The sequence below is a fragment of the Streptomyces globisporus C-1027 genome, assembly GCF_000261345.2.
In the GTDB taxonomy this organism is placed as follows: Bacteria; Actinomycetota; Actinomycetes; order Streptomycetales; family Streptomycetaceae; genus Streptomyces; species Streptomyces pakalii.
This window is the reverse complement of record NZ_CP013738.1, coordinates 3,450,128-3,477,127: the sequence shown is the minus strand read 5'-3', so window position 1 is coordinate 3,477,127 and position 27,000 is coordinate 3,450,128. Positions and strand designations below refer to the sequence as shown.

The 27,000-nt window shown below is 69.5% G+C and carries 20 protein-coding genes and 3 rRNA genes; 20 read left to right on the top strand and 3 right to left on the bottom strand.

Features of this window, described 5'->3' with window-relative positions:
* Positions 1–5 precede the first annotated feature (5 nt).
* A complete protein-coding gene (gene radA / locus WQO_RS14940) occupies positions 6–1,418 on the bottom strand; it encodes a DNA repair protein RadA (RefSeq protein WP_010063777.1) in 1,413 nt (470 codons plus the stop codon).
* Positions 1,419–1,638: 220 nt separating this feature from the next.
* Here radA and WQO_RS14935 point away from each other — a divergent pair, with 220 nt between their 5' ends.
* Complete coding sequence (locus tag WQO_RS14935; RefSeq protein ID WP_032749204.1) at positions 1,639–3,582, top strand: BACON domain-containing protein; 1,944 nt, start codon at positions 1,639–1,641, stop codon at positions 3,580–3,582.
* Between the two features lie 66 nt (positions 3,583–3,648).
* On the opposite strand, the gene WQO_RS14930 is transcribed toward WQO_RS14935, so the two are convergent.
* Positions 3,649–4,512 (bottom strand): DUF3109 family protein, encoded by an 864-nt coding sequence (locus WQO_RS14930; protein ID WP_010063779.1) that lies wholly within the window; start codon positions 4,510–4,512, stop codon positions 3,649–3,651.
* A gap of 39 nt (positions 4,513–4,551) precedes the next feature.
* Between WQO_RS14930 and WQO_RS14925 the strand changes: the two genes are divergently transcribed.
* From WQO_RS14925 to ilvD, 4 genes are all read left to right on the top strand, one after another.
* Positions 4,552–5,502 carry a Ppx/GppA family phosphatase gene (locus WQO_RS14925; protein ID WP_010063780.1) on the top strand — a complete coding sequence of 317 codons (951 nt, stop codon included), beginning with the start codon at positions 4,552–4,554 and terminating at the stop codon, positions 5,500–5,502.
* A 132-nt stretch (positions 5,503–5,634) separates the two neighbouring features.
* Positions 5,635–6,468, top strand: a complete 834-nt coding sequence (locus WQO_RS14920) for a sugar phosphate isomerase/epimerase family protein (RefSeq protein WP_010063781.1) — start codon at positions 5,635–5,637, stop codon at positions 6,466–6,468.
* Positions 6,469–6,571: 103 nt separating this feature from the next.
* Positions 6,572–7,216 carry a TetR/AcrR family transcriptional regulator gene (locus tag WQO_RS14915; protein ID WP_010063782.1) on the top strand — a complete coding sequence of 215 codons (645 nt, stop codon included), beginning with the start codon at positions 6,572–6,574 and terminating at the stop codon, positions 7,214–7,216.
* Positions 7,217–7,341: 125 nt separating this feature from the next.
* Positions 7,342–9,192, top strand: a complete 1,851-nt coding sequence (gene ilvD / locus WQO_RS14910) for a dihydroxy-acid dehydratase (RefSeq protein ID WP_010063783.1) — start codon at positions 7,342–7,344, stop codon at positions 9,190–9,192.
* Between the two features lie 161 nt (positions 9,193–9,353).
* Here ilvD and WQO_RS14905 read toward each other — a convergent pair whose 3' ends face one another.
* Positions 9,354–11,543: a protein kinase domain-containing protein gene (locus WQO_RS14905; protein WP_010063785.1), complete on the bottom strand. Its 2,190-nt coding sequence runs from the start codon at positions 11,541–11,543 to the stop codon at positions 9,354–9,356.
* Between the two features lie 134 nt (positions 11,544–11,677).
* On the opposite strand from WQO_RS14905, the gene WQO_RS14900 reads away from it, so the two are divergent.
* From WQO_RS14900 to WQO_RS14835, 15 genes are all read left to right on the top strand, one after another.
* A complete protein-coding gene (locus tag WQO_RS14900) occupies positions 11,678–11,995 on the top strand; it encodes an SH3 domain-containing protein (RefSeq protein WP_010063786.1) in 318 nt (105 codons plus the stop codon).
* 45 nt (positions 11,996–12,040) lie between these two features.
* Entirely contained in the window at positions 12,041–12,571 is a 531-nt protein-coding gene (locus WQO_RS14895) for a hypothetical protein (protein WP_010063787.1), read from the top strand.
* A gap of 122 nt (positions 12,572–12,693) precedes the next feature.
* On the top strand, positions 12,694–13,632 hold the full coding sequence (locus WQO_RS14890; protein ID WP_010063788.1) for an ABC transporter ATP-binding protein: 939 nt from the start codon (positions 12,694–12,696) through the stop codon (positions 13,630–13,632).
* Positions 13,629–14,351: an ABC transporter permease gene (locus WQO_RS14885; protein WP_010063789.1), complete on the top strand. Its 723-nt coding sequence runs from the start codon at positions 13,629–13,631 to the stop codon at positions 14,349–14,351. The genes WQO_RS14890 and WQO_RS14885 overlap by 4 nt, the downstream gene beginning before the upstream one ends.
* A gap of 69 nt (positions 14,352–14,420) precedes the next feature.
* On the top strand, positions 14,421–15,230 hold the full coding sequence (gene proC / locus WQO_RS14880; protein ID WP_010063790.1) for a pyrroline-5-carboxylate reductase: 810 nt from the start codon (positions 14,421–14,423) through the stop codon (positions 15,228–15,230).
* 679 nt (positions 15,231–15,909) lie between these two features.
* Positions 15,910–17,435 (top strand): 16S ribosomal RNA (locus WQO_RS14875).
* Positions 17,436–17,737: 302 nt separating this feature from the next.
* Positions 17,738–20,862, top strand: a 23S ribosomal RNA gene (locus WQO_RS14870).
* A 78-nt stretch (positions 20,863–20,940) separates the two neighbouring features.
* Positions 20,941–21,057, top strand: a 5S ribosomal RNA gene (gene rrf / locus WQO_RS14865).
* Together the 16S, 23S and 5S rRNA genes form the textbook arrangement of a ribosomal RNA operon.
* A 71-nt stretch (positions 21,058–21,128) precedes the next feature.
* Complete coding sequence (locus WQO_RS14860; RefSeq protein ID WP_010064016.1) at positions 21,129–21,773, top strand: HAD family hydrolase; 645 nt, start codon at positions 21,129–21,131, stop codon at positions 21,771–21,773.
* 86 nt (positions 21,774–21,859) lie between these two features.
* Positions 21,860–23,089, top strand: a complete 1,230-nt coding sequence (locus WQO_RS14855; protein WP_010064015.1) for an MFS transporter — start codon at positions 21,860–21,862, stop codon at positions 23,087–23,089.
* On the top strand, positions 23,058–24,227 hold the full coding sequence (locus tag WQO_RS14850; protein ID WP_010064013.1) for an acetoin utilization protein AcuC: 1,170 nt from the start codon (positions 23,058–23,060) through the stop codon (positions 24,225–24,227). Before WQO_RS14855 ends, WQO_RS14850 begins: the two co-directional genes overlap by 32 nt.
* Positions 24,228–24,363: 136 nt before the next feature.
* On the top strand, positions 24,364–25,179 hold the full coding sequence (locus tag WQO_RS14845) for a phosphatase (protein ID WP_010064011.1): 816 nt from the start codon (positions 24,364–24,366) through the stop codon (positions 25,177–25,179).
* 127 nt (positions 25,180–25,306) lie between these two features.
* A complete protein-coding gene (locus WQO_RS14840) occupies positions 25,307–25,519 on the top strand; it encodes a helix-turn-helix domain-containing protein (RefSeq protein ID WP_029182680.1) in 213 nt (70 codons plus the stop codon).
* A gap of 121 nt (positions 25,520–25,640) precedes the next feature.
* Positions 25,641–25,739, top strand: a complete 99-nt coding sequence (locus WQO_RS35045) for a 30S ribosomal protein bS22 (protein WP_003948845.1) — start codon at positions 25,641–25,643, stop codon at positions 25,737–25,739.
* A 170-nt stretch (positions 25,740–25,909) separates the two neighbouring features.
* Positions 25,910–26,998 (top strand): NAD-dependent epimerase/dehydratase family protein, encoded by a 1,089-nt coding sequence (locus WQO_RS14835; RefSeq protein WP_010064009.1) that lies wholly within the window; start codon positions 25,910–25,912, stop codon positions 26,996–26,998.
* Positions 26,999–27,000: the final 2 nt, after the last annotated feature.

Below are 27,000 nucleotides of genomic sequence, written 5' to 3'. Positions count from 1 at the left end.
AAAGTCTACCGGCGCGCGTTGTCCTCCTGTGGTGCCTCCTGGCGAGAGCGGCGCGGGAGGACCCGCAGGGCGTCGCCCATGTCGGCGACTTCCGTGACCTTCATACCGGCCGGAACCCGTCCCGGGTCGGTCGGCACGAGGGCGTGGGTGAAGCCCAGACGGTGTGCCTCGGCCAGCCTCCGCTGCACCCCGGTGACCCTTCTGACCTCGCCCGCGAGCCCCACCTCGCCGATCGCGACCAGGTTCTTCGGGAGCGGGGTGTCGCTGGCCGCGCTGGCCAGCGCGAGCGCGACCGCCAGGTCGGCGGCGGGCTCGGTGAGCTTCACGCCGCCCACCGTCGCGCTGTAGATGTCCCGCTTGCCGAGCGCGCTGATCCGGCCCCGCTGCTCCAGCACGGCGAGCATCATCGAGACCCGGGAGGTCTCCAGACCGGAGGTCGTGCGCCGGGGCGAGGGGATCTGCGAGTCGACGGTGAGCGCCTGCACCTCGGCGACCAGGGGCCGCTTGCCCTCCAGCGTCACGGTGAGGCAGGTGCCCGGCACGGCGACGTCGCGGCGGGTCAGGAAGAGGCCCGAGGGGTCGGCGAGACCCGTGATGCCCTCGTCGTGCAGCTCGAAGCAGCCGACCTCGTCGGTCGCCCCGTAACGGTTCTTGACGCCGCGCACCAGCCGCAGCCGGGCGTGCCGGTCGCCTTCGAAGGACAGCACCACGTCCACCAGGTGCTCCAGCAGCCGGGGCCCGGCGATCGCGCCGTCCTTCGTGACATGACCGACGAGCAGCGTGGCCATCCCGCGCTCCTTGGAGGCTCGGATCAGCGCACCGGCGACCTCCCGGACCTGGGCCATCCCGCCGGGCGCGCCGTCGATCTCGGGCGAGGCGACCGTCTGCACCGAGTCCAGGATCAGCAGCGACGGCTTCACCGCGTCCAGATGCCCGAGCACCGCCGACAGGTCCGTCTCCGCCGCGAGGTAGAGGTGGTCGTTGATCGCCTTGATCCGGTCGGCCCGCAGCCGGACCTGGCTCGCGGACTCCTCGGCGGTCACATAGAGCGTGCGGTGGTCGTCGCTCGCCGCCTTGGCCGCCACGTCCAGCAGCAGCGTCGACTTGCCGACGCCCGGCTCGCCCGCCAGCAGCACGACCGCGCCCGGCACGAGCCCGCCGCCCAGCACCCGGTCCAGCTCGCCGACGCCGGTGGAGCGGGCCGTGGCCGTCCGGCTGTCGACCTGGCCGATGGGCAGCGCGGCCGTGGAGACCCGGCCCGCCGCGGTGGTGCGCACGGCGGGGGCGCCGCCGAACTCCTCGACCGTCCCCCACGCCTGGCACTCGGGGCAACGGCCGAGCCATTTGGCGGTGGTCCAGCCGCATTCGGTGCAGCGGTAGGACGGCCGGTCCTTCGCGGATTTCGTACGGGCAGCCATGGCGTCACCGTATAGGTGGGGTACGACAACGCCGCCCCCGGCCATGGGTGCGCACCGCCGCGACGCGCGCAGGGCGCACGGAAGCACTCCGGAGCACTACGGGCGGAATCCGGGATCTCTGTCCGCTTTCACAACTCTTTCGAGGGATACATTCACCCGTAAGGATTAAATGTACTCAGGGGGCACTTGAGGCATGCGCTCCGTTGCCTACGGTCGCCGGGTGACGAGCAGCAGGCTGGAGACCCCGACGCACACCACCGGCGCACACCGGGCGCACCGCCGAGGAACCGACGCCCCGGCACAGCGACCGCCCGCACGTTACGAGCCGTATCTCGACGGCCTCTTCACGTACTGCCTCTCCGTGCTCTGCGACCACGACGCGGCCACCGAAGCGCTCGGCGCCGTCCTGGCGATCGCGGACCGGCAGGACGCCCGGGGTCCCGCGTCCGAGGAGGAACGTAAATCCTGGCTGTACGCCCTGGCCCGGTGGACCTGCCTGCGGGCGCTCACCGAGCGCAGGCGCGGCCGCCAGGCCCACCGCCGCCACCCGGGGCCGGTCAAGCCACCCTGTACGGCCAAGGCATCCGAGACCCGCGACGGGACCGGAACCACGGGGACCGGCAAAGGGACCGAGGCTGCGACCGCCACCGGCACCGGCACGGGTAAAGGGGCGCGCTCCGCCCGGCGCACGCCGGAGCACACCGCGCCCACCGCCCCCGCGCGGACCTCGCCCACCGCCCCCGCCACCCCCGAGGACGCCGCCACCCCCGCCCCCGCCGAGTCACCGGCCGCCGAGGCCCGCCGCCGGGAGCTCGCCACGCTCGCCTGGCCCGAGGCCGCGGGCACCACCCCGGAGCAGCGCGAAGCCCTCGAACTGGCCGTACGCCACCGCCTCCCCCCGCGCGCCGTCGCCGCCGTGCTCGGCCTGGAGGCGGCCACCGCCCGGGAGCTGCTGGCCGCCGCGGCCTGCGAGGTGGAGCGCACCCGCGCCGCCCTCGCTGTCGTCGAGGGCGGCGACTGCCCCACCGTGGCCCGGCTCACCGGCGACCACCGGGTGCTGCTCTCCGCCGCCCTGCGCCGTGAGCTCGTCCGGCATGTCGACGACTGCCCCCGCTGCCGCCGCGCCGCCGAACGCGCCGACGCGGCGGGCCCCTGGCCCGGCGCGGCCTTGGCCCCGGTCGCCGCCCTGCCCCTCGTGGAGGCCCCCCGCCCCTCCGTGTACGTCGCTATGGCCCAGGCCCACCGCTCCCGCGCCGCGGGCCCGCGCTTCGACCGGAGCGGCTATCCGCTCGACCCCAAGGACCAGGCCGCCCGCCGGGACCGGCTGCGCGCCCGGGTCGTGACGACCACGGTCGTCGCGACGGTGGTCGCCGCCCCCGTGATCGCCCTCTGGGCCGCGTACCGGGGAGCGCCCCAGACCGGCGAGGGCCACGACGGCACCTCGGTCACCGCCACGGAGGTGGACGGCGCCGGCGGGATGAGCGGCGACCCGTACGACCCCGAGAACACCGGTCACGGCCGCCCCGGTGACCGCTTCGGCGCCCGCGTCCCGGACGTCACCGCCGAGGTGGTCAGCACCGGCGGCGCGCAGCACGGCGACGCCCGGCTGACCGTGACGGCCCGGACCTCCGGGGCCGTCACGACGATCACGCTGACCAACCCCGGCCGCGAACCGGTCGGCTGGTCGGCGGCCACCGACGCCGGGTGGCTGCGCCTCAGCCGTACGTCGGGCACGCTCGCGGCCGGGCAGACCACCACGATCGCGGTCTCGGTGATCCGGGACGCACAGCCGGCCGGGCCGTGGCGGGCCCGGATCTCGCTGACCCCCTCGGGCTCCGCCGTGCTCATCGACGGCCACGGGGTCACCGCCCCGACCACGGGCGGCCCGCGCCCCACCCGCCCCGGCACGGAACCGCCCCGCCCCACGGACCCGGGCCCCACGGACCCCGGGCCGACCGATCCCGGCCCCACCGACCCCGGCCCCACGGACCCGGGCCCGACCGACCCCGGTCCCACCGACCCCGGGCCGGGCCCGACCGACCCCACGGACCCGCCGGACCCGACCGATCCGCCCGACCCCACGGACCCGCCCGAGCCGACACCGGACCCGACCGACCCGAGCCCCACGGACCCGCCCCCGACCGACCCGGCCCCGACGGGCTGAGGACGGAGGACGGGCTGAGGGCAGACGACGGGGTCCGGGGGCGCCACGCCCCCGGACCCCCGACGGTCAGCGCTTCTTCTTCGCGGCGGGCAGCGGCGGATCCGCCGGGTGCGGGGCCATCGGCAGCAGCGACGACAGCCGCTCCTCGCACAGCTCGACCAGCCGGTCGTAGCCCTCCTTGCCCATCAGCTCGATCAGCTCCGGGCGGTAGGACACGTACACCGGGTCACCGGCCCCGTGCGCCGAGGTGGCCGAGGTGCACCACCAGTGCAGGTCGTGGCCGCCCGGGCCCCAGCCCCGGCGGTCGTACTCCCCGATCGTCACCTGGAGCACCCGGGTGTCGTCGGGCCGGTCGATCCAGTCGTACGTCCGCCGCACCGGCAGCTGCCAGCACACGTCCGGCTTGGTCTCCAGGGGCTCCTTGCCCTCCCGCAGCGCCAGGATGTGCAGCGAGCAGCCCGCCCCGGCCGGGAACCCCGGCCGGTTCTGGAAGATGCAGGAGCCCTCCCAGCGGCGCGTCTGGCGCTCGCCGTCCTCGTCGACGCCGACCCAGCCCGTCTCCGTACCGACGTCGTGGAACTGCCACAGCTCCGGGGTGAGCCGTGCCACGTTCTCGGCGACCCGCTTCTCGTCGTCCTCGTCGGAGAAGTGCGCGCCCAGCGTGCAGCAGCCGTCGTCGGCGCGGCCCGCCTGGATGCCCTGGCAGCCGCTGCCGAAGATGCAGGTCCAACGGGACGTCAGCCAGGTCAGATCGCAGCGGAAGACCTGTTCGTCGTCGGCCGGGTCGGGGAACTCCACCCAGGCCCGCGCGAAGTCGAGGCCTTTCTCGTCGGACGGGTCCGGTCCGTTCGCCTCCGGCTGTGACGCCTGCTTGTTCGACTTCGGCTTCTTCGTGGCTTTGTCCTGCTTAGCCTTTTTCGTCTTTGGCACGCGGACAGCGTAAGTCCGATGGCGCAGTAGCGTTCCCCTATGAGACTCGGAGTCCTCGACGTGGGATCGAACACGGTTCACCTGCTGGTGGTAGACGCCCACCCCGGTGCCCGCCCGCTGCCCGCGCACTCGCACAAGGCCGAGCTCCGGCTCGCCGAACTGCTCGACGAGACCGGCGCGATCGGCCCCCTCGGCATCGACCGGCTCGTCGCGACGATCGCCGGCGCCGTCCAGGCAGCCGAGGACAAGGGGTGCGAGGACGTGCTGCCGTTCGCCACCTCCGCGGTGCGCGAGGCCACCAACGCGGACCAGGTGCTGGAGCGGGTCCGGATCGAGACCGGCGTCGACCTGGCCGTCCTCAGCGGCGAGGAGGAGGCCCGGCTCACCTTCCTGGCCGCCCGCCGCTGGTTCGGCTGGTCCGCGGGGAAGCTGCTCGTCCTGGACATCGGCGGCGGCTCCCTGGAGATCGCCTTCGGCATCGACGAGGAGCCCGACACCGCCGTCTCCCTGCCGCTCGGCGCGGGCCGCCTCACCGGCGCCTGGCTGCCGGACGACCCGGCCGACCCCGAGCAGGTCAGGGCGCTGCGCCGGCACGTCCGGGCCAGCATCGCGCGGACGGTGGGCGAGTTCAGCCGGGCCGGCCGCCCCGACCACGTCGTCGCCACCTCCAAGACCTTCAAGCAGCTCGCCCGGATCGCCGGAGCCGCCCGCTCCACCGAGGGCCTGTACGTCCAGCGTTCGCTGAGCCGCAAGGCGCTGGAGGACTGGGTGCCCAAGCTGGCGGCGATGACCGTCGAGGAGCGCGGCCGGCTCCCCGGGGTCTCCGAGGGCCGGGCCCCTCAGCTGCTCGCCGGGGCGCTGGTCGCCGAGGGGGCGATGGACCTGTTCGGCGTCGAGGAGCTGGAGATCTGTCCCTGGGCCCTGCGCGAGGGCGTGATCCTGCGCCGCCTCGACCACCTCCCGACGGAACGGGCTGCCCTGCCCGGATGAGGCGGGGTGGGACCGTACGGGAAGCACCGTTTCGGTGACGTACGGTCACGGCCCCATGGCCCTGATCACTTTCGGCCAGGAGCACTCGGAGTGGCGTATCACTGCCCGTACGCTGTCCAGGTGGCAGAACCAGTGGTGCGCATCCCCGATGCGAAGGTCGCCCTGTCGACGGCCTCGGTCTACCCCGAGTCCACGGCGACGGCCTTCGAGATCGCCGCGCGCCTGGGGTACGACGGCGTCGAGGTCATGGTCTGGACCGACCCCGTCAGCCAGGACATCGCCGCCCTGCGCCGGCTCTCCGACTACCACCGGGTCCCGATCCTCGCGGTGCACGCCCCCTGCCTCCTGATCACCCAGCGCGTCTGGTCCACCGATCCCTGGGTCAAGCTCCAGCGGGCGAAGGCCGCCGCCGAGAAGCTCGGCGCCTCCACCGTCGTCGTGCACCCGCCGTTCCGGTGGCAGCGCACCTACGCCCGCGACTTCGTGACCGGGATCTGGCGGATGGCCGGCGAGACGGACGTCCGGTTCGCCGTCGAGAACATGTACCCCTGGCGCTACCGGGACCGCGAGATGCTCGCGTACGCCCCCGACTGGGACGTCACCAACGACGACTACCGGCATTTCACGGTCGACCTCTCGCACACCGCGACCGCCCGCACCGAGGCGCTCGCCATGGTGGACCGGATGGGTGACCGGCTCGCGCACGTCCACCTCGCCGACGGCAAGGGCTCGGCCAAGGACGAGCACCTGGTGCCCGGCCGGGGCGACCAGCCGTGCGCGGAGCTGCTGGAGCGGCTGGCCCGCACGGGCTTCGACGGCCATGTCGTCATCGAGGTCAACACCCGGCGCGCGATGTCCTCCGCCGAACGCGAGGCCGATCTCGCGGAGGCGCTGGCCTTCACCCGCCTCCACCTGGCCACCTCCGTCGCCGCCCCCGACCCGTCCCCGAAGATCCACCGCCCGTGACCGCGAGGACCGGATCCCTGCCCGTGGCCGAAGAGCCCGATCCCGTGCCCGTGACCCAGGGATCCCATCCCCTGCCCGTGACCGAGGAGCCGGACCTCCGCCCGTGACCGAGCACCCCGAGCCGACCCCCACCACCGACGACGCCCCCGCCCCGCGCCGCCGGGGCCGGCCCTCCCGCAAGGCCGCGTCCGAGGGCCCCGACGCCCGTACGCGCATCCTGGAGGCGGCGCGCACGGAGTTCGCCGAGCGCGGCTACGACAAGACGTCGATCCGGGGCATCGCCAAGGCCGCCGGGGTCGACGCGGCCCTCGTCCACCACTACTTCGGTACGAAGGACGAGGTCTTCGCGGCCGCCATCGAGGTCACCTTCGAACCCGCCCTGGTCCTCCCGGCCGTGCTCGGCGGCGCTCCGGACGGCCTGGGAGAGCGGCTGGCGCGCTTCTTCCTCTCCGTGTGGGAGGACCCCGGCACCCGAACGCCCCTGCTGGCGATCCTGCGCTCGGCGGTCACCCACGAGGCGGCCGCGAACGTCCTGCGCGACTTCGTGCTGCGCCGATTGCTGGAGCGGATCGCGGCCGAGCTGGACGTACCGGACCCGACCCTCCGGGCCGAGCTGGCCGCCTCGCACATGCTGGGCATCGCGATGCTCCGCTACGTGGTCCGCGCCGAGCCGCTCGCCTCCGCCGACCCGGAGGAGATCGTCGCGATGGTGGCGCCGACGCTCCAGAGATACTTGGGCGAGAGCTGAAGCGGCGCGGCGGCGAGTGACCACCCAGCGACCACCGCGTCCCGCATTCCGGACGGCCTGTCCAGATCTTGGATTCGGGGCGTACGCTCGAAGGACAGTCTTTTCTGTTGAAGGAGCGAGCGACGATGCCCGAGCTGAGGTCCCGCACGGTCACCCACGGACGCAACATGGCGGGCGCGCGCGCCCTTATGCGCGCGTCGGGCGTAGCGAGCGCGGACATCGGCAAGCCGATCATCGCCGTCGCCAACTCGTTCACCGAGTTCGTCCCCGGCCACACCCACCTCGCCCCGGTCGGCCGGATCGTCTCCGAGGCGATCCAGGCGGCGGGCGCGGTCCCGCGCGAGTTCAACACCATCGCCGTGGACGACGGCATCGCGATGGGCCACGGCGGCATGCTCTACAGCCTGCCCTCCCGCGACCTGATCGCCGACTCCGTGGAGTACATGGTCGAGGCGCACTGCGCGGACGCCCTGATCTGCATCTCCAACTGCGACAAGATCACCCCCGGCATGCTGAACGCCGCGATGCGCCTCAACATCCCGACGGTCTTCGTCTCCGGCGGCCCGATGGAGGCCGGCAAAGCCACCCTCGTCGACGGGACCGTGCGAAAACTCGACCTCGTCAACGCGATCAGCGACGCGGTCGACGAGTCCATCTCCGACGAGGACATCCTCCGCATCGAGGAGAACGCCTGCCCCACCTGCGGCAGCTGTTCGGGGATGTTCACCGCCAACTCGATGAACTGCCTGACCGAGGCCCTCGGCCTCTCCCTCCCCGGCAACGGCTCCGTCCTCGCCACGCACACCGCCCGCAAGGCGCTGTACGAGACCGCCGGCCGCACGGTCGTCGAGATCACCAAGCGCTACTACGAGCAGGACGACGAGACGGTCCTGCCGCGCTCCATCGGCACTCGCGCCGCGTTCGACAACGCGATGGCGCTGGACATCGCCATGGGCGGCTCGACCAACACGATCCTGCACCTGCTGGCCGCCGCCCAGGAGGCCGAGCTGGCCTACGACCTCGAAGACATCAACGAGGTCTCGCGCCGCGTCCCGTGCCTCGCCAAGGTCGCCCCCAACGTCGCCCCCGGCGGCACGTACTACATGGAGGACGTCCACCGCGCCGGCGGCATCCCCGCCCTCCTCGGCGAACTGCACCGCGGCGGCCTGCTCAACGAGGACGTCCACTCGGTGCACTCCGACACCCTCGCCGAGTGGCTGAAGGACTGGGACGTCCGCGGCGGCTCCCCGTCCCCCGAGGCCGTCGAGCTGTGGCACGCCGCCCCCGGCTGCGTCCGCTCCGCGACCGCGTTCTCGCAGTCCGAGCGGTGGGGCACCCTCGACCTGGACGCGGCGGGCGGCTGCATCCGCGACGTCGAGCACGCCTACTCCAAGGACGGCGGCCTCGCGGTCCTCAAGGGCAACCTCGCCGAGGACGGGTGCGTCGTGAAGACGGCCGGCGTCGACGAGTCGATCTGGACCTTCGAGGGCCCCGCCGTCGTCTGCGAATCGCAGGACGAGGCCGTCGACAAGATCCTCCGCAAGGAGATCGAGCCGGGCGACGTCGTCGTCATCCGCTACGAGGGCCCGCGCGGCGGCCCCGGGATGCAGGAGATGCTCTACCCCACCTCCTTCCTCAAGGGCCGGGGCCTGGGCAAGGTCTGCGCCCTGGTCACCGACGGCCGCTTCTCCGGCGGTACGTCGGGCCTGTCCATCGGCCACGCCTCGCCCGAGGCGGCCTCCGGCGGCACGATCGCGCTCGTCGAGGACGGCGACCGGATCCGCATCGACATCCCGAACCGCTCGATCGAGCTGCTCGTCGACGACGCCGAACTGGCCACCCGCCGCGAGGCGCTGAACGGCGTGTACGCCCCGAAGAACCGCGACCGCAAGGTCTCGGCCGCACTGCGTGCCTACGCGGCGATGGCGACGAGCGCGGACCGGGGCGCGGTCCGCGACATCTCGAAGCTCGGCTGACGTTTCAGCCCGGCGCCTCCGCAGACTGACGCTGTCAGCGGAGGCGCCGACGTTTTCCCCGGTCCAAGCGCCTTCCCAGCGGCTCCGGGCAACCCGTTCAAGCCCCTCCGGCGATGGAGGAGCGGGGCCCGGGGCAGAGCCCCGAAACTCCGGCGCGGCCCTCACCAGCCCCCCGGCTCCGCCCCGTCCAGGGCGAAGACCGACCCGTCCGGCGCCGCCCCCACCACCATCCGCCCCGCCACCACCGGCGCAGGCAGATCCGACGCATACGTCAGCTTCCCCCCGCTCAGCCGCGCCCGGGTCTGCCCCACCAGCGCCCCCCGCCCCGTGTCGACCGCCAGCAACCGCCCGTCCGCCGCGGAGAAGTACAGGTGCCCGCCCTCCCCGAGCACCGGAGCGGACGCCCGGCCGACCCCCGTCTCCAGCCGCCACAGCTCCGCCCCCGCACCACCGCCCGCCCCCGTGTCGACGGCCAGCAGCGAACCGCCCCGCCCCAGCAGGTACGCGACATCCCCCGCCATGACCACCTGCGGCCCGTCCAGGGTGAAGGGCAGCGCGATCCGGGCGGCGACACCGGACGCGGGGGCGTACCGGACCAGCTCGGCGGTGTCCGAGTTCCCGTCCATCGCGGTCAGCACCAGCTCCCCGGCCCCCGCAGTGGAGACGGGCGTCAGCACTCCGTCCAGCCGCCGCTGCCAGGAGACACGCCCGCTCCCCGCGTCCACCGCCGTGACCAGGGTCGACGCACCCGAGGGCGCGTGCTCGAAGGCGTAGGCGAGCCCGGACCCACCGTCGTACAGCGCGAAATCCGGCCGCACGTGCCCCGCCAGCGGCTTCTTCCAGCGGGACGCCCCGCTCGCCCCGTCCAGCGCCGTCACCGTCCCGTCGTCCGCGACGGCCAGCAGGGTGTCGCCCGCCGGGAACGCCGCCCCGGGGCCCGCGGACGACGAGGTGTCCCGGACGGCGGTCCCCTTCACCGGGTCGAACGCGCGCAGCTTCCCGTCCGGGCCGCCGGCCAGCACGACCGCACCCGAGACGATCGGAGCGTGGGCGCCCTCGTCCGAGGAGGACCGGGCCGTCCACACCACGCGCCCGTCCGCCGGATCGATCCGGACCGTGCCGGCCCCGGCCACCGAGCAGTACAGCGCGCCCCCGCCCCCGGCTCCGGCACAGACGGGCGTGGCGCTCCCGGTGGTCCGCAGCTCGGTACGCCAAGGAGCGACGGCACCCGCTGCCTTCGGCCCACCCGCCTCCGCTTCCGACCCGCGCGGGCTCGCCTCCGTACCGCCCCCGCCCCCGCCCCACACCGCGTACGCCCCCGCGCCCGCCCCCGCCACCAGCAGAAGCACCGCCGCCGCCACGACCAGCCGGGCCCGCGGCAGCCACCGGCGGCGGACCGGCGGCGCGGCCCGCACATGCGTGTCCTCCTCCGAACCGTCCCGCTCCTCCTCGGGCACGGCCGGTACCGCCGCCGCGACCGACACCGCCCGCCGCCGCTGCGCCGGTACGAACGCCTCGGCCTCGTACGACGGGGGCCCCAGCGCCGCCATCACCTCGTCCGGCGTCGGCCGCTCGGCCGGGTCCTTCGCCAGGCACCGGGCGACCAGCGGGGCCAGCTCCTCGGGCACCCCGCCCAGATCCGGCTGATCGTGCACCACCTGATACGCCACGATGTACGGGCTGTCCGAGTCGAACGGCCCCCGGCCCGTCGCCGCGTGGACGATCACGGCCCCCAGCGCGAACACATCGGCAGGCGGCCCCACCTCCCGCGGCCGCTGGAACTGCTCGGGGGCCATGTAGGGCGGCGACCCGATCAGCTTGCCGGTCTCGGTGCGCAGATCACTGTCGTACGGCCGCGAGATCCCGAAGTCGATGACCTTGGGGCCCCCGTCGGTCAGCAGCACGTTGCTCGGCTTGAGGTCGCGGTGGATCACGCCCGCCCGGTGGATGTCCCGCAGCGCCTCGGCCAGCCCCGCGGTCAGCCGGCGCAGCGCGGCGGGGGCCAACGGACCGTTCCGCTTCACCTGCTCGGCGAGCGTGGGCCCGGGCACGTAGAGGGTCGCCATCCAGGGCCGGTCGGCCTCCGGATCGGCGTCGACGACAGGCGCGGTGAACGCCCCGCTGACCCGCCGCGCGGCCGCCACCTCCTGCCGGAACCGCGCCCTGAACTCGGGATCCGCCGCATACGGCGCGTGCACGACCTTCACCGCGAGCTGCATCCCCGAGGCCGAGCGCGCCAGATGCACGACCCCCATGCCGCCCGAGCCGAGACAGGCTTCGAGTCGGTAGGCGCCGGCGTACTGCGGAAACTCCGCTTCCGGATGCGCTCCGGGCTCTCGCAGCGGCGGCATCGCCCACCCCCGTGTGTTCGTGCGCATGCGACGCACGGAGCCTAGTCGATGGTGCGTGCGAGAGGCACGGTGCTTGCTAGCCTGCGCGTCGTACGTACAGGTGCGTACGGGACATCTCAACGGGGGAGGCCCATATGGGCGTTGAAGAGCACACGCAGGAACCGGCGGCGGCCGAGGAACTCACGGTGGAGACCACCGCATCCGGCACCCGCTACCCGATCGCCCCGGGCTACCGGGTCAACGTCCGCACCGGACCGGGCACCAGCTACCGCATCGTCCGGACCCTGCCGTACGGGCAGAAGATCCCGATCTACTGCCAGAAGCCGGGGGAGCGGGTCACCGGCCCGTACGGCACGTCGAACCTCTGGGACAACATCGCCAACGGCCAGTTCGTCGCGGACGCCTACGTCTACACGGGACGTGACGGCTACGTCGCACCGCGCTGCGACTGACGGCACCACCCGGGGTACCGGGGGCGGCGGGGGATAATCGACCCCGTGAGCGAGAACAGCGCAGCCCCCGGCACCCCGACCGCCACGGCCCCGGGGCCGCAGCCCGAGCCGATCCGTTTCTTCGGCACGACGTGGGTCGACCACGACGGCGGTTACGGGCTCCGCCGCGCCGGCGTCGCCGTCGGCTCCCTGGCCGCCGCCGTCGCCGCCTGCTTCGTCCTGCGCTTCGCCTACGAAGGGCTGGAGATCGCGGAGGTCGGAGGGATCGTCGGGATGCTGGTCATCGCGATGTTCTCGATCTGCAGCGCCATCGCGTTCCGCAAGACCTGGGAGAGCTTCGGCGCCCGCCCCCAGGACCCGTCCCGCGAGGACGCCCTGCGCGGCCTGAAGTCCATCGGCTTCATCGGCTCGCTCCTCGCCTACTTCGTCCGCTCGCTCACCGAGGCCCCGGGCGAGAAGCTGCGCCGCACCGAGTACGAGAAGGCCCGCGCCCAGTTCGAGAAGCGCCGCTCGACCCGCACCGGCAACCCGGCGGCCCGCAAGGCCGCCGGCCGCAAGCGCCCGAAGCGCGGCTGAGGCTCCCGGAGCCCCGCGCACCGCACACACGACCCGGCCCGCCGACACCACGTCGGCGGGCCGGGTCGTTTCCGTCCCCCTCCTTCTTGACGGGCAGCCCTGTCGCGCGAATAATTCATCACATGATGAATTACGAACCCGGGGCGGCACCGACCACCCCGACGACGCACCCGTCCCCGGACGCACCCCCACCACCGACCTCGGCGATCGCGGCCCGCGACCTCACCGTCGTCCGAGGCACCCGCACCGTCCTGCGGGCCCTCGACTTCACCGTCCCCTCCGGTTCCATCACCGGCCTCCTCGGCCCCTCGGGCTGCGGCAAGACCACCCTCATGCGGGCGGTGGTCGGTACCCAGGCCAAGGTCACCGGCGTCCTCGACGTCCTCGGCCACCCCGCCGGAGACCCGGCCCTGCGCCCCCGCATCGGCTACGTCACCCAGGCGCCCTCCGTCTACACCGACCTCACCGTCCGGCAGAACCTCGACTACTTCGCCGCCGTCCTGCACCCCGGCCGCGCCCACCGGGACGCCCGCCGCGAGGCCGTCACCCGCGCCATCGACGACGTCGACCTCACGAGCCGCGCCGACGCCCTCGCGGGCGCGCTCTCCGGTGGCCAGCGCAGTCGCGTCTCGCTGGCCGTCGCCCTGCTCGGCACCCCGGACCTGCTGGTCCTGGACGAGCCGACCGTCGGGCTCGACCCCGTACTCCGCCGGGACCTCTGGGACCTCTTCCACCGCCTGGCCGGCCGCGGCACCACGATCCTCATCTCGTCCCACGTCATGGACGAGGCCGAACGCTGCCACCGCCTGCTCCTGATGCGCGACGGCCGGATCCTCGCCGAGGACACTCCCGACGCGCTGCGCCACCGCACCGGCACGACCACGGTCGAGGAGGCGTTCCTCCACCTCGTCGACACGGACCGGGCCGACACGGACCGGGCCGACGCGGACCGGTCCGGGCAGCACCCGACCGAAGGGCACCCGACCGAAGGGCACCCGGCCGAAGAGCGTCCCGCCGACCAGACCGCCGCACCCCTCACCACCGAGGAGGCCCCCCGATGACCGCCACCGCGGGCCGCGTCCTGCGCCAGCTGACCCACGACCCCCGCACGATCGCGCTCCTGGTGATCGTCCCGGTCCTGCTGATCACCCTGCTCCGTTACGTCTTCGACGGCGCCCCCGGCACCTTCGACGCGACCGGAGCCTCCCTCCTCGGCATCTTCCCGCTGATCACGATGTTCCTGGTGACCTCGATCGCCACCCTGCGCGAACGCACCACGGGCACCCTGGAACGCCTCCTCGCCCTCCCGCTCGGCAAGGGCGGCCTGATCGCCGGGTACGCCCTCGCGTTCGGCGCGGTCGCGGTCGTCCAGTCGGCGCTCGCCACGGCCGTCTCCGTCTGGCTGCTGGGCCTGGACGTCGTCGGCTCCCCCTGGCTGCTGCTCTTCGTGGCCCTGCTCGACGCCCTGCTCGGCACCGCGCTCGGCCTGTTCGTCTCCGCGTTCGCCGCTTCCGAGTTCCAGGCGGTCCAGTTCATGCCGGCGGTGATCTTCCCCCAGCTCCTGCTGTGCGGCCTGTTCACCCCGCGCGAGGCGATGCACCCGGTCCTGGAGGCGATCTCGAACGTCCTGCCCATGTCGTACGCCGTCGACGGCATGAACCAGGTCCTGCAGCACCCCGACATCACCGGCGACTTCGTCCGCGATGTCGCCGTTGTCGCGGGAAGCGCCCTGCTGGTCCTCTGCCTCGGCGCGATCACCCTCCGCCGCCGTACGCCGTGAGAACCCCGATGCGAGGATGACGGGCAGCAGAAACAGCCCGGCCCACAGCACAGCCCGGAGGGTGAACGCATGACCCAGACAGTCGCAGTCCTCGGCACCGGCAAGATCGGCGAGGCCCTGCTCAGCGGGATGATCCGGGCAGGCTGGCGACCGGCCGACATCCTGGTGACCACCCGCCGCAGCGACCGGGCCCAGGAACTGCACACGCGGTACGGGGTCGAGTCCGTCACCAACGCGGAGGCGGCCAAGAACGCCGACATCCTCATCCTCGCGGTGAAGCCGCAGGACATGGGCAAGCTCCTGGACGAACTCGCCCCGCACGTCACCGCCGACCGTCTGGTCATCAGCGCGGCCGCGGGCATCACCACCACGTTCATCGAGGAGCGGCTCACCCCGGACACCCCGGTCGTCCGGGTCATGCCCAACACCCCGGTCCTCGTGGACGAGGGGATGTCCGTCATCTCGGCGGGCAGCCATGCCACCGGCGCGCACCTCGCCACCGCCGAGGAGATCTTCGGCGGCGTCGGCAAGACCCTGCGCGTCCCGGAGTCCCAGCAGGACGCGGCCACCGCCCTCTCCGGCTCCGGCCCCGCCTACTTCTACTTCCTGGTCGAGGCCATGACCGACGCGGGCATCCTGCTCGGCCTGCCCCGCGCCCAGGCTCACGACCTCATCGTCCAGGCCGCCATCGGCGCCGCCGTCATGCTCCGGGACAGCGGCGAACACCCGGTCAAGCTCCGCGAGGCCGTCACCAGCCCGGCCGGCACCACGATCAGCGCGATCCGCGAACTGGAGAACCACGGGGTGCGGGCGGCCCTCATCGCCGCCCTTGAGGCAGCCCGCGACCGCAGCCGCGAACTGGCCTCCGGCAACGGCTGACCCACAGCTCCTGCCGGGGGTTGACACGCCCCCGGCAGGTCCGTAGTGTGCTCCGAGTTGTCCGACGTGAGCGCCGACCCCGGTCGGTCCCCGGACAGCCTTTCCGCAGTAACCACGAGAAGACACGCGACACCACGTCGCATGCCTTTTCGCGTGCCTGCGCGAAATGAGGAATCCGCGTTCGAAGGAACGCCCTCGATTAGCGTCGGGGCCCAGGACTCCGCTAAAGTCTCACTCGTCGGAACGGCCCAACAGCCGGGAGGACAAGCCCCGCTGACTGGGAATCAGGCCCGAAAGGATCTGATAGAGTCGGACTCGCCGGAAAGGGAAAACGCGAAAGCGAAGAACCTGGAAAGCGAAACTGCACGGCCCGCTTCGACCGGGAATCAGACGCGAAAGAGTCTGATAGAGTCGGAAACGCAAGACAGCAGGACAAAGAAGTAAAGACGAAGGGAAGCGCCCGGAGGGCCCCGGTGATACGGGACCGAAGGAAGCGTCCGTTCCTTGAGAACTCAACAGCGTGCCAAAAGTCAACGCCAGATATGTTGATACCCCGTCTCCAGCATCACGCTGGGACGCGGTTCCTTTTGAAATACACAGCGAGGACGCTGTGAACAACGGGTCTTATTCCGACCGGTTGTTCCGCTCTCGTGTGTGTGCACCCGATTACGGGTAAACATTCACGGAGAGTTTGATCCTGGCTCAGGACGAACGCTGGCGGCGTGCTTAACACATGCAAGTCGAACGATGAAGCCCTTCGGGGTGGATTAGTGGCGAACGGGTGAGTAACACGTGGGCAATCTGCCCTTCACTCTGGGACAAGCCCTGGAAACGGGGTCTAATACCGGATAACACTCTGTCCCGCATGGGACGGGGTTGAAAGCTCCGGCGGTGAAGGATGAGCCCGCGGCCTATCAGCTTGTTGGTGGGGTAATGGCCTACCAAGGCGACGACGGGTAGCCGGCCTGAGAGGGCGACCGGCCACACTGGGACTGAGACACGGCCCAGACTCCTACGGGAGGCAGCAGTGGGGAATATTGCACAATGGGCGAAAGCCTGATGCAGCGACGCCGCGTGAGGGATGACGGCCTTCGGGTTGTAAACCTCTTTCAGCAGGGAAGAAGCGAAAGTGACGGTACCTGCAGAAGAAGCGCCGGCTAACTACGTGCCAGCAGCCGCGGTAATACGTAGGGCGCAAGCGTTGTCCGGAATTATTGGGCGTAAAGAGCTCGTAGGCGGCTTGTCACGTCGGATGTGAAAGCCCGGGGCTTAACCCCGGGTCTGCATTCGATACGGGCTAGCTAGAGTGTGGTAGGGGAGATCGGAATTCCTGGTGTAGCGGTGAAATGCGCAGATATCAGGAGGAACACCGGTGGCGAAGGCGGATCTCTGGGCCATTACTGACGCTGAGGAGCGAAAGCGTGGGGAGCGAACAGGATTAGATACCCTGGTAGTCCACGCCGTAAACGTTGGGAACTAGGTGTTGGCGACATTCCACGTCGTCGGTGCCGCAGCTAACGCATTAAGTTCCCCGCCTGGGGAGTACGGCCGCAAGGCTAAAACTCAAAGGAATTGACGGGGGCCCGCACAAGCAGCGGAGCATGTGGCTTAATTCGACGCAACGCGAAGAACCTTACCAAGGCTTGACATATACCGGAAAGCATCAGAGATGGTGCCCCCCTTGTGGTCGGTATACAGGTGGTGCATGGCTGTCGTCAGCTCGTGTCGTGAGATGTTGGGTTAAGTCCCGCAACGAGCGCAACCCTTGTTCTGTGTTGCCAGCATGCCCTTCGGGGTGATGGGGACTCACAGGAGACTGCCGGGGTCAACTCGGAGGAAGGTGGGGACGACGTCAAGTCATCATGCCCCTTATGTCTTGGGCTGCACACGTGCTACAATGGCCGGTACAATGAGCTGCGATGCCGCGAGGCGGAGCGAATCTCAAAAAGCCGGTCTCAGTTCGGATTGGGGTCTGCAACTCGACCCCATGAAGTCGGAGTTGCTAGTAATCGCAGATCAGCATTGCTGCGGTGAATACGTTCCCGGGCCTTGTACACACCGCCCGTCACGTCACGAAAGTCGGTAACACCCGAAGCCGGTGGCCCAACCCCTTGTGGGAGGGAGCTGTCGAAGGTGGGACTGGCGATTGGGACGAAGTCGTAACAAGGTAGCCGTACCGGAAGGTGCGGCTGGATCACCTCCTTTCTAAGGAGCACTTCTTACCAGGCTTCGGTTTGGTCAGAGGCCAGTACATCGGCGAATGTCCGGTGCTGGTTGCTCATGGGTGGAACGTTGACTATTCGGCACGATGATCTGGTCACTACTAGTACTGCTTCGGCGTGGAACGTGGTGAACGGGGCATCGGGCCGGGCACGTTGTTGGGTATCTGAGGGTGCGGCCGAATGTGGCTGTCCTTCTGATCCGGCCCCAGTGAACTCGTCTGCAAGGACGGGGTGGTGGGTGGCTGGTCGTTGTTTGAGAACTGCACAGTGGACGCGAGCATCTGTGGCCAAGTTTTTAAGGGCGCACGGTGGATGCCTTGGCACCAGGAACCGATGAAGGACGTGGGAGGCCACGATAGTCCCCGGGGAGCTGTCAACCAAGCTTTGATCCGGGGGTTTCCGAATGGGGAAACCCGGCAGTCGTCATGGGCTGTCACCCGCTGCTGAACACATAGGCAGTGTGGAGGGAACGAGGGGAAGTGAAACATCTCAGTACCCTCAGGAAGAGAAAACAACCGTGATTCCGGGAGTAGTGGCGAGCGAAACTGGATGAGGCCAAACCGTATGCGTGTGATACCCGGCAGGGGTTGCGCATGCGGGGTTGTGGGATCTCTTTTTCATAGTCTGCCGGCTGTGAGACGAGTCAGAAACCGTTGATGTAGGCGAAGGACATGCGAAAGGTCCGGCGTAGAGGGTAAGACCCCCGTAGCTGAAACATTAACGGCTCGTTTGAGAGACACCCAAGTAGCACGGGGCCCGAGAAATCCCGTGTGAATCTGGCGGGACCACCCGCTAAGCCTAAATATTCCCTGGTGACCGATAGCGGATAGTACCGTGAGGGAATGGTGAAAAGTACCGCGGGAGCGGAGTGAAATAGTACCTGAAACCGTGTGCCTACAAGCCGTGGGAGCGTCGCTGGCAGCACTTGTGCTGTCAGTCGTGACTGCGTGCCTTTTGAAGAATGAGCCTGCGAGTTAGCGGTGTGTAGCGAGGTTAACCCGTGTGGGGAAGCCGTAGCGAAAGCGAGTCCGAACAGGGCGTTTGAGTTGCACGCTCTAGACCCGAAGCGGAGTGATCTAGCCATGGGCAGGTTGAAGCGGAGGTAAGACTTCGTGGAGGACCGAACCCACCAGGGTTGAAAACCTGGGGGATGACCTGTGGTTAGGGGTGAAAGGCCAATCAAACTCCGTGATAGCTGGTTCTCCCCGAAATGCATTTAGGTGCAGCGTCGTGTGTTTCTTGCCGGAGGTAGAGCACTGGATAGGCGATGGGCCCTACCGGGTTACTGACCTTAGCCAAACTCCGAATGCCGGTAAGTGAGAGCGCGGCAGTGAGACTGTGGGGGATAAGCTCCATGGTCGAGAGGGAAACAGCCCAGAGCATCGACTAAGGCCCCTAAGCGTACGCTAAGTGGGAAAGGATGTGGAGTCGCAGAGACAACCAGGAGGTTGGCTTAGAAGCAGCCACCCTTGAAAGAGTGCGTAATAGCTCACTGGTCAAGTGATTCCGCGCCGACAATGTAGCGGGGCTCAAGCGTACCGCCGAAGTCGTGTCATTCGTACATATATCCCCAACGGGAGTACGGATGGGTAGGGGAGCGTCGTGTGCCGGGTGAAGCAGCCGCGGAAGCGAGTTGTGGACGGTTCACGAGTGAGAATGCAGGCATGAGTAGCGATACACACGTGAGAAACGTGTGCGCCGATTGACTAAGGGTTCCTGGGTCAAGCTGATCTGCCCAGGGTAAGTCGGGACCTAAGGCGAGGCCGACAGGCGTAGTCGATGGACAACCGGTTGATATTCCGGTACCCGCTTTGAAACGCCCAGTACTGAATCAGGCGATGCTAAGTCCGTGAAGCCGGCCCGATCTCTTCGGAGTTGAGGGTAGTGGTGGAGCCGATGAACCAGACTTGTAGTAGGTAAGCGATGGGGTGACGCAGGAAGGTAGTCCAGCCCGGGCGGTGGTTGTCCCGGGGTAAGGGTGTAGGACGCACGGTAGGCAAATCCGTCGTGCATATAGTCTGAGACCTGATGCCGAGCCGATTGTGGTGAAGTGGATGATCCTATGCTGTCGAGAAAAGCCTCTAGCGAGTTTCATGGCGGCCCGTACCCTAAACCGACTCAGGTGGTCAGGTAGAGAATACCGAGGCGTTCGGGTGAACTATGGTTAAGGAACTCGGCAAAATGCCCCCGTAACTTCGGGAGAAGGGGGGCCATCACCGGTGATAGCACTTGCTGCTTGAGCTGGGGGTGGCCGCAGAGACCAGCGAGAAGCGACTGTTTACTAAAAACACAGGTCCGTGCGAAGCCGTAAGGCGATGTATACGGACTGACGCCTGCCCGGTGCTGGAACGTTAAGGGGACCGGTTAGCTGCCTTTCGGGGTGGCGAAGCTGAGAACTTAAGCGCCAGTAAACGGCGGTGGTAACTATAACCATCCTAAGGTAGCGAAATTCCTTGTCGGGTAAGTTCCGACCTGCACGAATGGCGTAACGACTTCTCGACTGTCTCAACCATAGGCCCGGTGAAATTGCACTACGAGTAAAGATGCTCGTTTCGCGCAGCAGGACGGAAAGACCCCGGGACCTTTACTATAGTTTGATATTGGTGTTCGGTTCGGCTTGTGTAGGATAGGTGGGAGACTTTGAAGCGGCCACGCCAGTGGTTGTGGAGTCGTCGTTGAAATACCACTCTGGTCGTGCTGGATGTCTAACCTGGGTCCGTGATCCGGATCAGGGACAGTGTCTGATGGGTAGTTTAACTGGGGCGGTTGCCTCCTAAAGAGTAACGGAGGCGCCCAAAGGTTCCCTCAGCCTGGTTGGTAATCAGGTGTTGAGTGTAAGTGCACAAGGGAGCTTGACTGTGAGACCGACGGGTCGAGCAGGGACGAAAGTCGGGACTAGTGATCCGGCAGTGGCTTGTGGAAGCGCTGTCGCTCAACGGATAAAAGGTACCCCGGGGATAACAGGCTGATCTTCCCCAAGAGTCCATATCGACGGGATGGTTTGGCACCTCGATGTCGGCTCGTCGCATCCTGGGGCTGGAGTCGGTCCCAAGGGTTGGGCTGTTCGCCCATTAAAGCGGTACGCGAGCTGGGTTTAGAACGTCGTGAGACAGTTCGGTCCCTATCCGCTGTGCGCGTAGGAATATTGAGAAGGGCTGTCCCTAGTACGAGAGGACCGGGACGGACGAACCTCTGGTGTGCCAGTTGTCCTGCCAAGGGCATGGCTGGTTGGCTACGTTCGGAAAGGATAACCGCTGAAAGCATCTAAGCGGGAAGCCTGCTTCGAGATGAGTATTCCCACCCTCTTGAGGGGTTAAGGCTCCCAGTAGACGACTGGGTTGATAGGCCAGATGTGGAAGCCCGGTAACGGGTGGAGCTGACTGGTACTAATAGGCCGAGGGCTTGTCCTCAGTTGCTCGCGTCCACTGTGTTAGTTCTGAAATAACGAACAGCCGTGATTTTGCCCGGTGTTCATAGTTTCATAGTGTTTCGGTGGTCATTGCGTTAGGGAAACGCCCGGTTACATTCCGAACCCGGAAGCTAAGCCTTTCAGCGCCGATGGTACTGCAGGGGGGACCCTGTGGGAGAGTAGGACGCCGCCGAACAATCTTTGGGGAAAGCCCCGTGCCCTTGTGGCACGGGGCTTTTCTGCGTTCTGAACGTCTAGGGTCGGACCATGCGCTATGAACTGGTCATCTTCGACAACGACGGTGTGCTCGTCGACAGCGAGCCGCTCGCCAACACCGTCCTCTCCGGCTACCTGACCGAACTCGGTCACCCCACCTCGTACGAGGAATCGCTCCGCGACTACATGGGGTCCGCCGTGCACCGGGTCCACGACCTCGTCGAGGAGCGGACCGGGCAGAAGCTGCCCGAGGACTTCGACTCCACGCTCGCCACCCGTACGTTCGCCGCCTTCCAGGAGGAACTGGTGGCCGTCGAGGGGACCGAGGAGCTGCTCGGGAAGCTCGTCGCGGACGGGGTGGACTACTGCGTCGCCTCTTCCGGGAGCCATGAGCGGATCCGGGTGGGGCACCGCAAGACGGGGATCGACCAGTGGTTCGAGGAGGAGTGGATCTTCAGCTCGGAGGACGTCGGGCGGGGCAAGCCGGCGCCGGACCTGTTTCTGTACGCCGCCGAGCGCATGGGCGTTGCGCCCGAGCGGTGCGTCGTCATCGAGGACAGCCCGCTCGGGGTCGAAGCGGCGCGGGCGGCCGGGATGGACGTGTACGGGTTCACCTCGATGGTGCCCGCAGACCGGCTCGTCGGAGTGACCGGGCACTTCTCGGACATGGCCCAGCTGCCCCAACTGCTCGCCTGACGTCCCTCCTCCGGACAACGCCCGTCCGGAAACTGCTCGGCTGATCCATCTACCCATGGGTAGAGCCTGGCTCTACGCTCGCGGCCATGACTGATGCGGGCTTGCGGCACGGCAGGGCCTCCCTGGGGCTGAGCTTCGGTGTTCAAGGCGTGGCTTTCGCACTTCTGGTGACGCGCATTCCCGCCATCCAGGACCAGTACGGGATATCCGACGGGCTGCTGCCCGTCTTCCTCGCCGCTGTCCCGATCCTGGCGGGGGCCGGCAGCGTGGCCACCGAGAAGGTCGTCGCGCGGGTGCGGCCGAGCCTCGTCCTGCGGTGGGCCCAGCCCCTTGTCCTCCTCGCTCTGCTCGGGGTGGGCGCCGGGCGGGAGATGTGGCATGTCGCTGTCGCCCTCGGGGTGTTCGGGCTGGCCGTCGGAGCGCTCGACGCCTCCATGAACATGCTGGGGGTCAGCCTCCAACGCGCCTACGGACGCTCCATCATGACCGGCTTTCACGCCGCCTACAGCCTCGGCGGGATCGCGGGGGCCACCCTGGCCTGGGCCGGGGCGCGGTGGGAGCTGTCGCTGCTCGCGTCGTACCTGCCCGTCGTGGCCGTGCTGCTGCCCGCCGCGCTGATCGGGAGCCGGTGGTACACGGAAGGGAAGGGCGAGGAGGGCAAGCTCCCGGACGGCGCGGAGGCCGGTGCCGGTTCCGGTTCGGAAAGTGCGGGCGGGGCGCTCTCGTTGAAGCTGTTGCTGCCGCTCTGCCTCATCATGACCTTCGCCTACATCGGGGACTCGACCGTCTCCAACTGGAGTGCCAAGTACCTCCAGGACGTGCTGGGCAGTTCGGAGCAGCTCGCGACCGTCCCGTACAACGTCTACATGGTGACGACTCTGCTGGGGCGGGCCGTGGGGGACCTCGGGGTGCGGCGGTTCGGGGCGGTCGCCGTGGTGCGGGGCGGGAGCCTGCTGGCGGCCGGCGGGTTCGCGGTCGTGGCGGTGGCGCCCGGGGCCTGGGTGGGGATGCTCGGGTTCACGATGCTGGGGTTCGGGCTCTGCGTGATCGTGCCGCAGACCTTCGCCGCCGCGGGGCGGATGTTCCCGGGGAACAGCGACGCTGCCGTGGCCCGGTTGAATATCTTCAACTATGTGGGGTTCTTGGTCGGTTCGCCGCTCGTGGGCGCTCTGGGGGATGCGTGGAGTTATCGCGGGGCCATGCTCGTACCGATGGTCCTGGTGCTGGCGACGCTGGTGTACGCCCGCGCGTTCGGGCCGGAGACCGCCCGATACGGTGGCGGGCATGAGCGGCCGCGCACAGGTGATGTGGGATGACGCAGTTACGGGATACGACTTCGGGGACACCCACCCCATGGACCCGGTCCGCCTCGCCCTGACGATGGGGCTGGTGCGGGCGTTCGGGCTCGATACGGCGGTGGATCTGCGGTCGGCGAGGCCCTTGGGGGACTCCAGCCTGAGACTCGTCCACCGGCAGGACTATGTCGCGGCGGTGCGGGCCGCCTCCGCGGATCCGCGGGCCGCCGACCAGAACTACGGGCTCGGGACCGTGGACGATCCGGCGTTCACCGGGATGCACGAGGCGTCCGCGCTGATCGCCGGGCTCTCCGTCGGAGCCGCGGAGGCCGTGTGGCGGGGCGAGACCGAGCACGCGGTGAACTTCACCGGGGGGCTGCATCACGCCATGCCGGGCTCGGCCGCCGGGTTCTGCGTCTACAACGACCCGGCCCTGGCCATCGCCCGGCTGCTGGAGCTGGGCGCGGAGCGGGTCGCGTACGTCGATGTGGACGTCCACCACGGGGACGGGGTGCAGGCCGCGTTCTGGGAGGACCCGCGCGTCCTGACGATCTCGCTGCACGAGCACCCGAGGACGCTCTTCCCGCAGACCGGGTGGCCGGAGGAGACCGGGGCCGGGGCCGGCGAGGGCTCTGCGGTGAACGTGGCGCTGCCGGCGGGGACCGGGGACGAGGGGTGGCTGCGGGCCTTCCACGCGGTGGTGCCCGAGCTGCTGGCCGACTTCCGGCCCCAGGTGCTCGTCACCCAGCACGGGGCCGACACGCACTTCGAGGACCCGCTCGCCCACCTCGCGGTGTCGCTGGACGCGCAGCGGGCGGTCATGGAGTCCTGCCACCGGCTGGCCCACGATCATGCCGACGGGCGCTGGGTGGCGCTCGGCGGCGGCGGGTACGCGGTGGTGGATGTGGTGCCCCGGTCGTGGACGCACCTCGTCGGGATCGCGGCGCACGCTCCCGTTGATCCGGAGTCGGTGGTGCCGCCGTCCTGGCGCGATCTGGTCTACGCCCGTACGCGGCAGCTGGGGCCCGGCCGGATGACGGACGGGCGTACGCCGTCGTGGAAGGCGTGGGAGGACGGGTACGACCCGGCGGACCGGCTGGACCAGGCGGTGCTGGCGTCCCGGAAGGCCGCCTTCCCGCTGCGGGGGCTGCTGACCTGAGGTGTCCCGCGGACGCCCGGCCCGTGTGTCCGTGGTCCGGGCGTCGCGCGGGGCATTGTGCCGTGCGTTACGCCAACGGTGGGGCGTAACGGGATTCCGGCCCGCTCCGGCTCTCCGGTACGGCAGCATCCCAGGGGTGTTGAGCACCGGGGCGCTGCGCGCCCATCTGCTGGCGGCCCGGCTGGCCGGGCCCGTGGCCACGTCGCGCGAGACCAGTCTGCGCAGCTACCGGCTGTTCGCCGCCCGGGATCCGCGGGTGCTGCTGGGGCTCGCGCCCGAGCGGGCCTGGGGCGAGGGCGAGCTGCTGCGGCTGATGGCGGACCGGTGCGGGGTCTCGGGCGACCCCGCGCACGTGAGCGGCCCCGATGCGATCGATCCGGACCGGACGGTGGCCGCGCTGGACGCGTTCGCCGAGCGGTTGGCGCTGGTGGCCGAGCGGCGGGCTCCGGTGCTGCTGGGCACCGGACATCCGCACCGGCTGCTCGGTTTCTACGCCGGGCTGGCAGACGCTCTGTCGGCGGCGGGCTGTCCTGTTCTCACCCCCGCGCAGGGGCGATGTGTCGACATAACGACCCGGTTTGGCGTACGTCCGTACCGTCTCGACTACGTACGGGGTGTCGCCCTGGTGCGCGAACCCGGTGGGCGGCCCACCGGGGGCGAGACCGGCGCGCACACGCATTCGCCGCTGCCCGTGCGGCTCGCGCTCCAGGACGCGGCGGAGCGGCTCGGGGTGCTGCCCGAGCTGGTGATCGGGGATCACGGCTGGGTCTGCGGTGCAGGTCAGCTGGGGGTCGAGGCGATCGGTCCGGCGGACACGGATGATCCGGCGCTGTTCGTGGGGGAGGCGGAGGGGAGGGTGTCCGTGGCCGTTCCGCTCGACGACGGCGTACGGGCGCCGTTCTACCGGCCGTTGACGCGCTATGTGCTCAATCGGGCCTGTCTGTCACAGTAAGCCGTCGATCGCCTCCCCTCTTCCCCACTCGCACCACCCGCCCCTAATCTGGGGAGTGAGCGCACAACGACGAAGAGTCACCGGAGGGGAAGCCGGTGCGCGTCCGGTGCGGAGGGACAGGTGGATCATGGCTGCTGACAACGAGAGGCCTCTCAACGAGGTCAAGTTTCTGACCGTGGCGGAAGTCGCCTCGGTCATGCGCGTGTCGAAGATGACGGTGTACCGCCTGGTGCACAGCGGTCATCTGCCGGCGATCCGGGTGGGCAGGTCCTTCCGGGTGCCGGAGCAAGCGGTTCACGCGTATCTCCGCGAGTCCTTTGTGGGGGTGGAATCAGCCTGAGGTGAGCCTCGGGTTGCCCGCGGATTACGTCCCTCGGACAGGGGCGGGTAGGCTAGGCCGACGTAGGTCGTGTGGGCCCAGACGCCCCGCACCAGTGAAGAAGAAGTGAGCGAGGGTAGTCGTGGGCTCTGTTATCAAGAAGCGGCGCAAGCGGATGGCCAAGAAGAAGCACCGCAAGCTGCTCAAGCGCACGCGCGTTCAGCGTCGCAACAAGAAGTAAGCGAACGCAGTTCGTGAGATCCGCAGCCCCTCCGCCGTTCCGGTGGAGGGGCTGCGGTGCGTTACAGGGAACCGTCCACCCGCTACGGTGACCGCCAGGGAAGTTACCGCGGGAAGCAGGGGAACAGGGAAGCAGGGTTCGGCTTCCCATGCCGACGGAAGGCGCTGGTCTTGGGGAAGGTCGTCCTCGTCACAGGAGTGGCCCGGCAGCTGGGGGGCCGCTTCGTCCGGCACGTCCAGCGCGATCCCGGGGTGGACCGGGTGATCGCGGTCGACGCGGTCGCGCCCCCGCACCAGCTGGGCGACGCGGAGTTCGTCCGCGCCGACATCCGGCAGTCGGCCCTGGCGCGGATCCTGGCCGAGTACGCCGTCGACACGGTGGTCCACCTGGACGTCTCGGGCAAGGCGCTCGGCGCCGGCGGCCGGACGGCGATCAAGGAGACCAACGTCATCGGCACGATGCAGCTGCTCGGCGCCTGCCAGAAGTCGCCGACGGTGCAGCGGCTCGTGGTGAAGTCCAGCACGAGCGTGTACGGGTCGGCGTCCCGCGACCCGGCGGTGTTCACCGAGACCACCCCGCCCAAGTCGCTGCCGAGCGGCGGCTTCGCGAAGGACGCGGTCGAGGTCGAGGGGTACGTACGGGGCTTCGCCCGCCGCCGCCCGGACGTGGCGGTGTGCGTGCTGCGGTTCGCCAACATCCTGGGGCCGCACCCGGACTCGCCGCTCGCCGACTATCTGTCGCTGCCCGTCCTGCCGACCGTCTTCGGCTACGACCCGCGGCTCCAGTTCGTGCACGAGGACGATGTGATCGACGTCCTCGGGATCGCGGCGAGCGAGCCCCGGCGCGGAACGCTGAACAGCGGCACGTTCAACATCGCCGGCGACGGGGTGCTGTTGCTGTCGCAGTGCTCGCGGCGGCTGGGGAAGCCGACCGTTCCCGTGCTGCTGCCCGCCGTCACCTGGGTCGGCTCGGCGCTCCGTACGATCGGCATGACCGACTTCTCGCCGGAACAGATCCGGCTGCTCACCCACGGCCGGGTGGTCTCGACGGTGCAGATGCGCGAGACGCTCGGTTTCCGGCCGGAGTTCACCACGGCGGAGACCTTCGCGGAGTTCGCTCGGAGCCGGGGGCCCGGGCTGCTGCCGCCGGAGACGGTGGGCAGGGCGGTGGACCGGCTGGCGGCGTTGCCGCTGCCGAAGGGCGCCGGACCGCGGGAGCGCGGTGCCGGTGCGGTACAGACGACTCACGGCGCCAGGTAGAG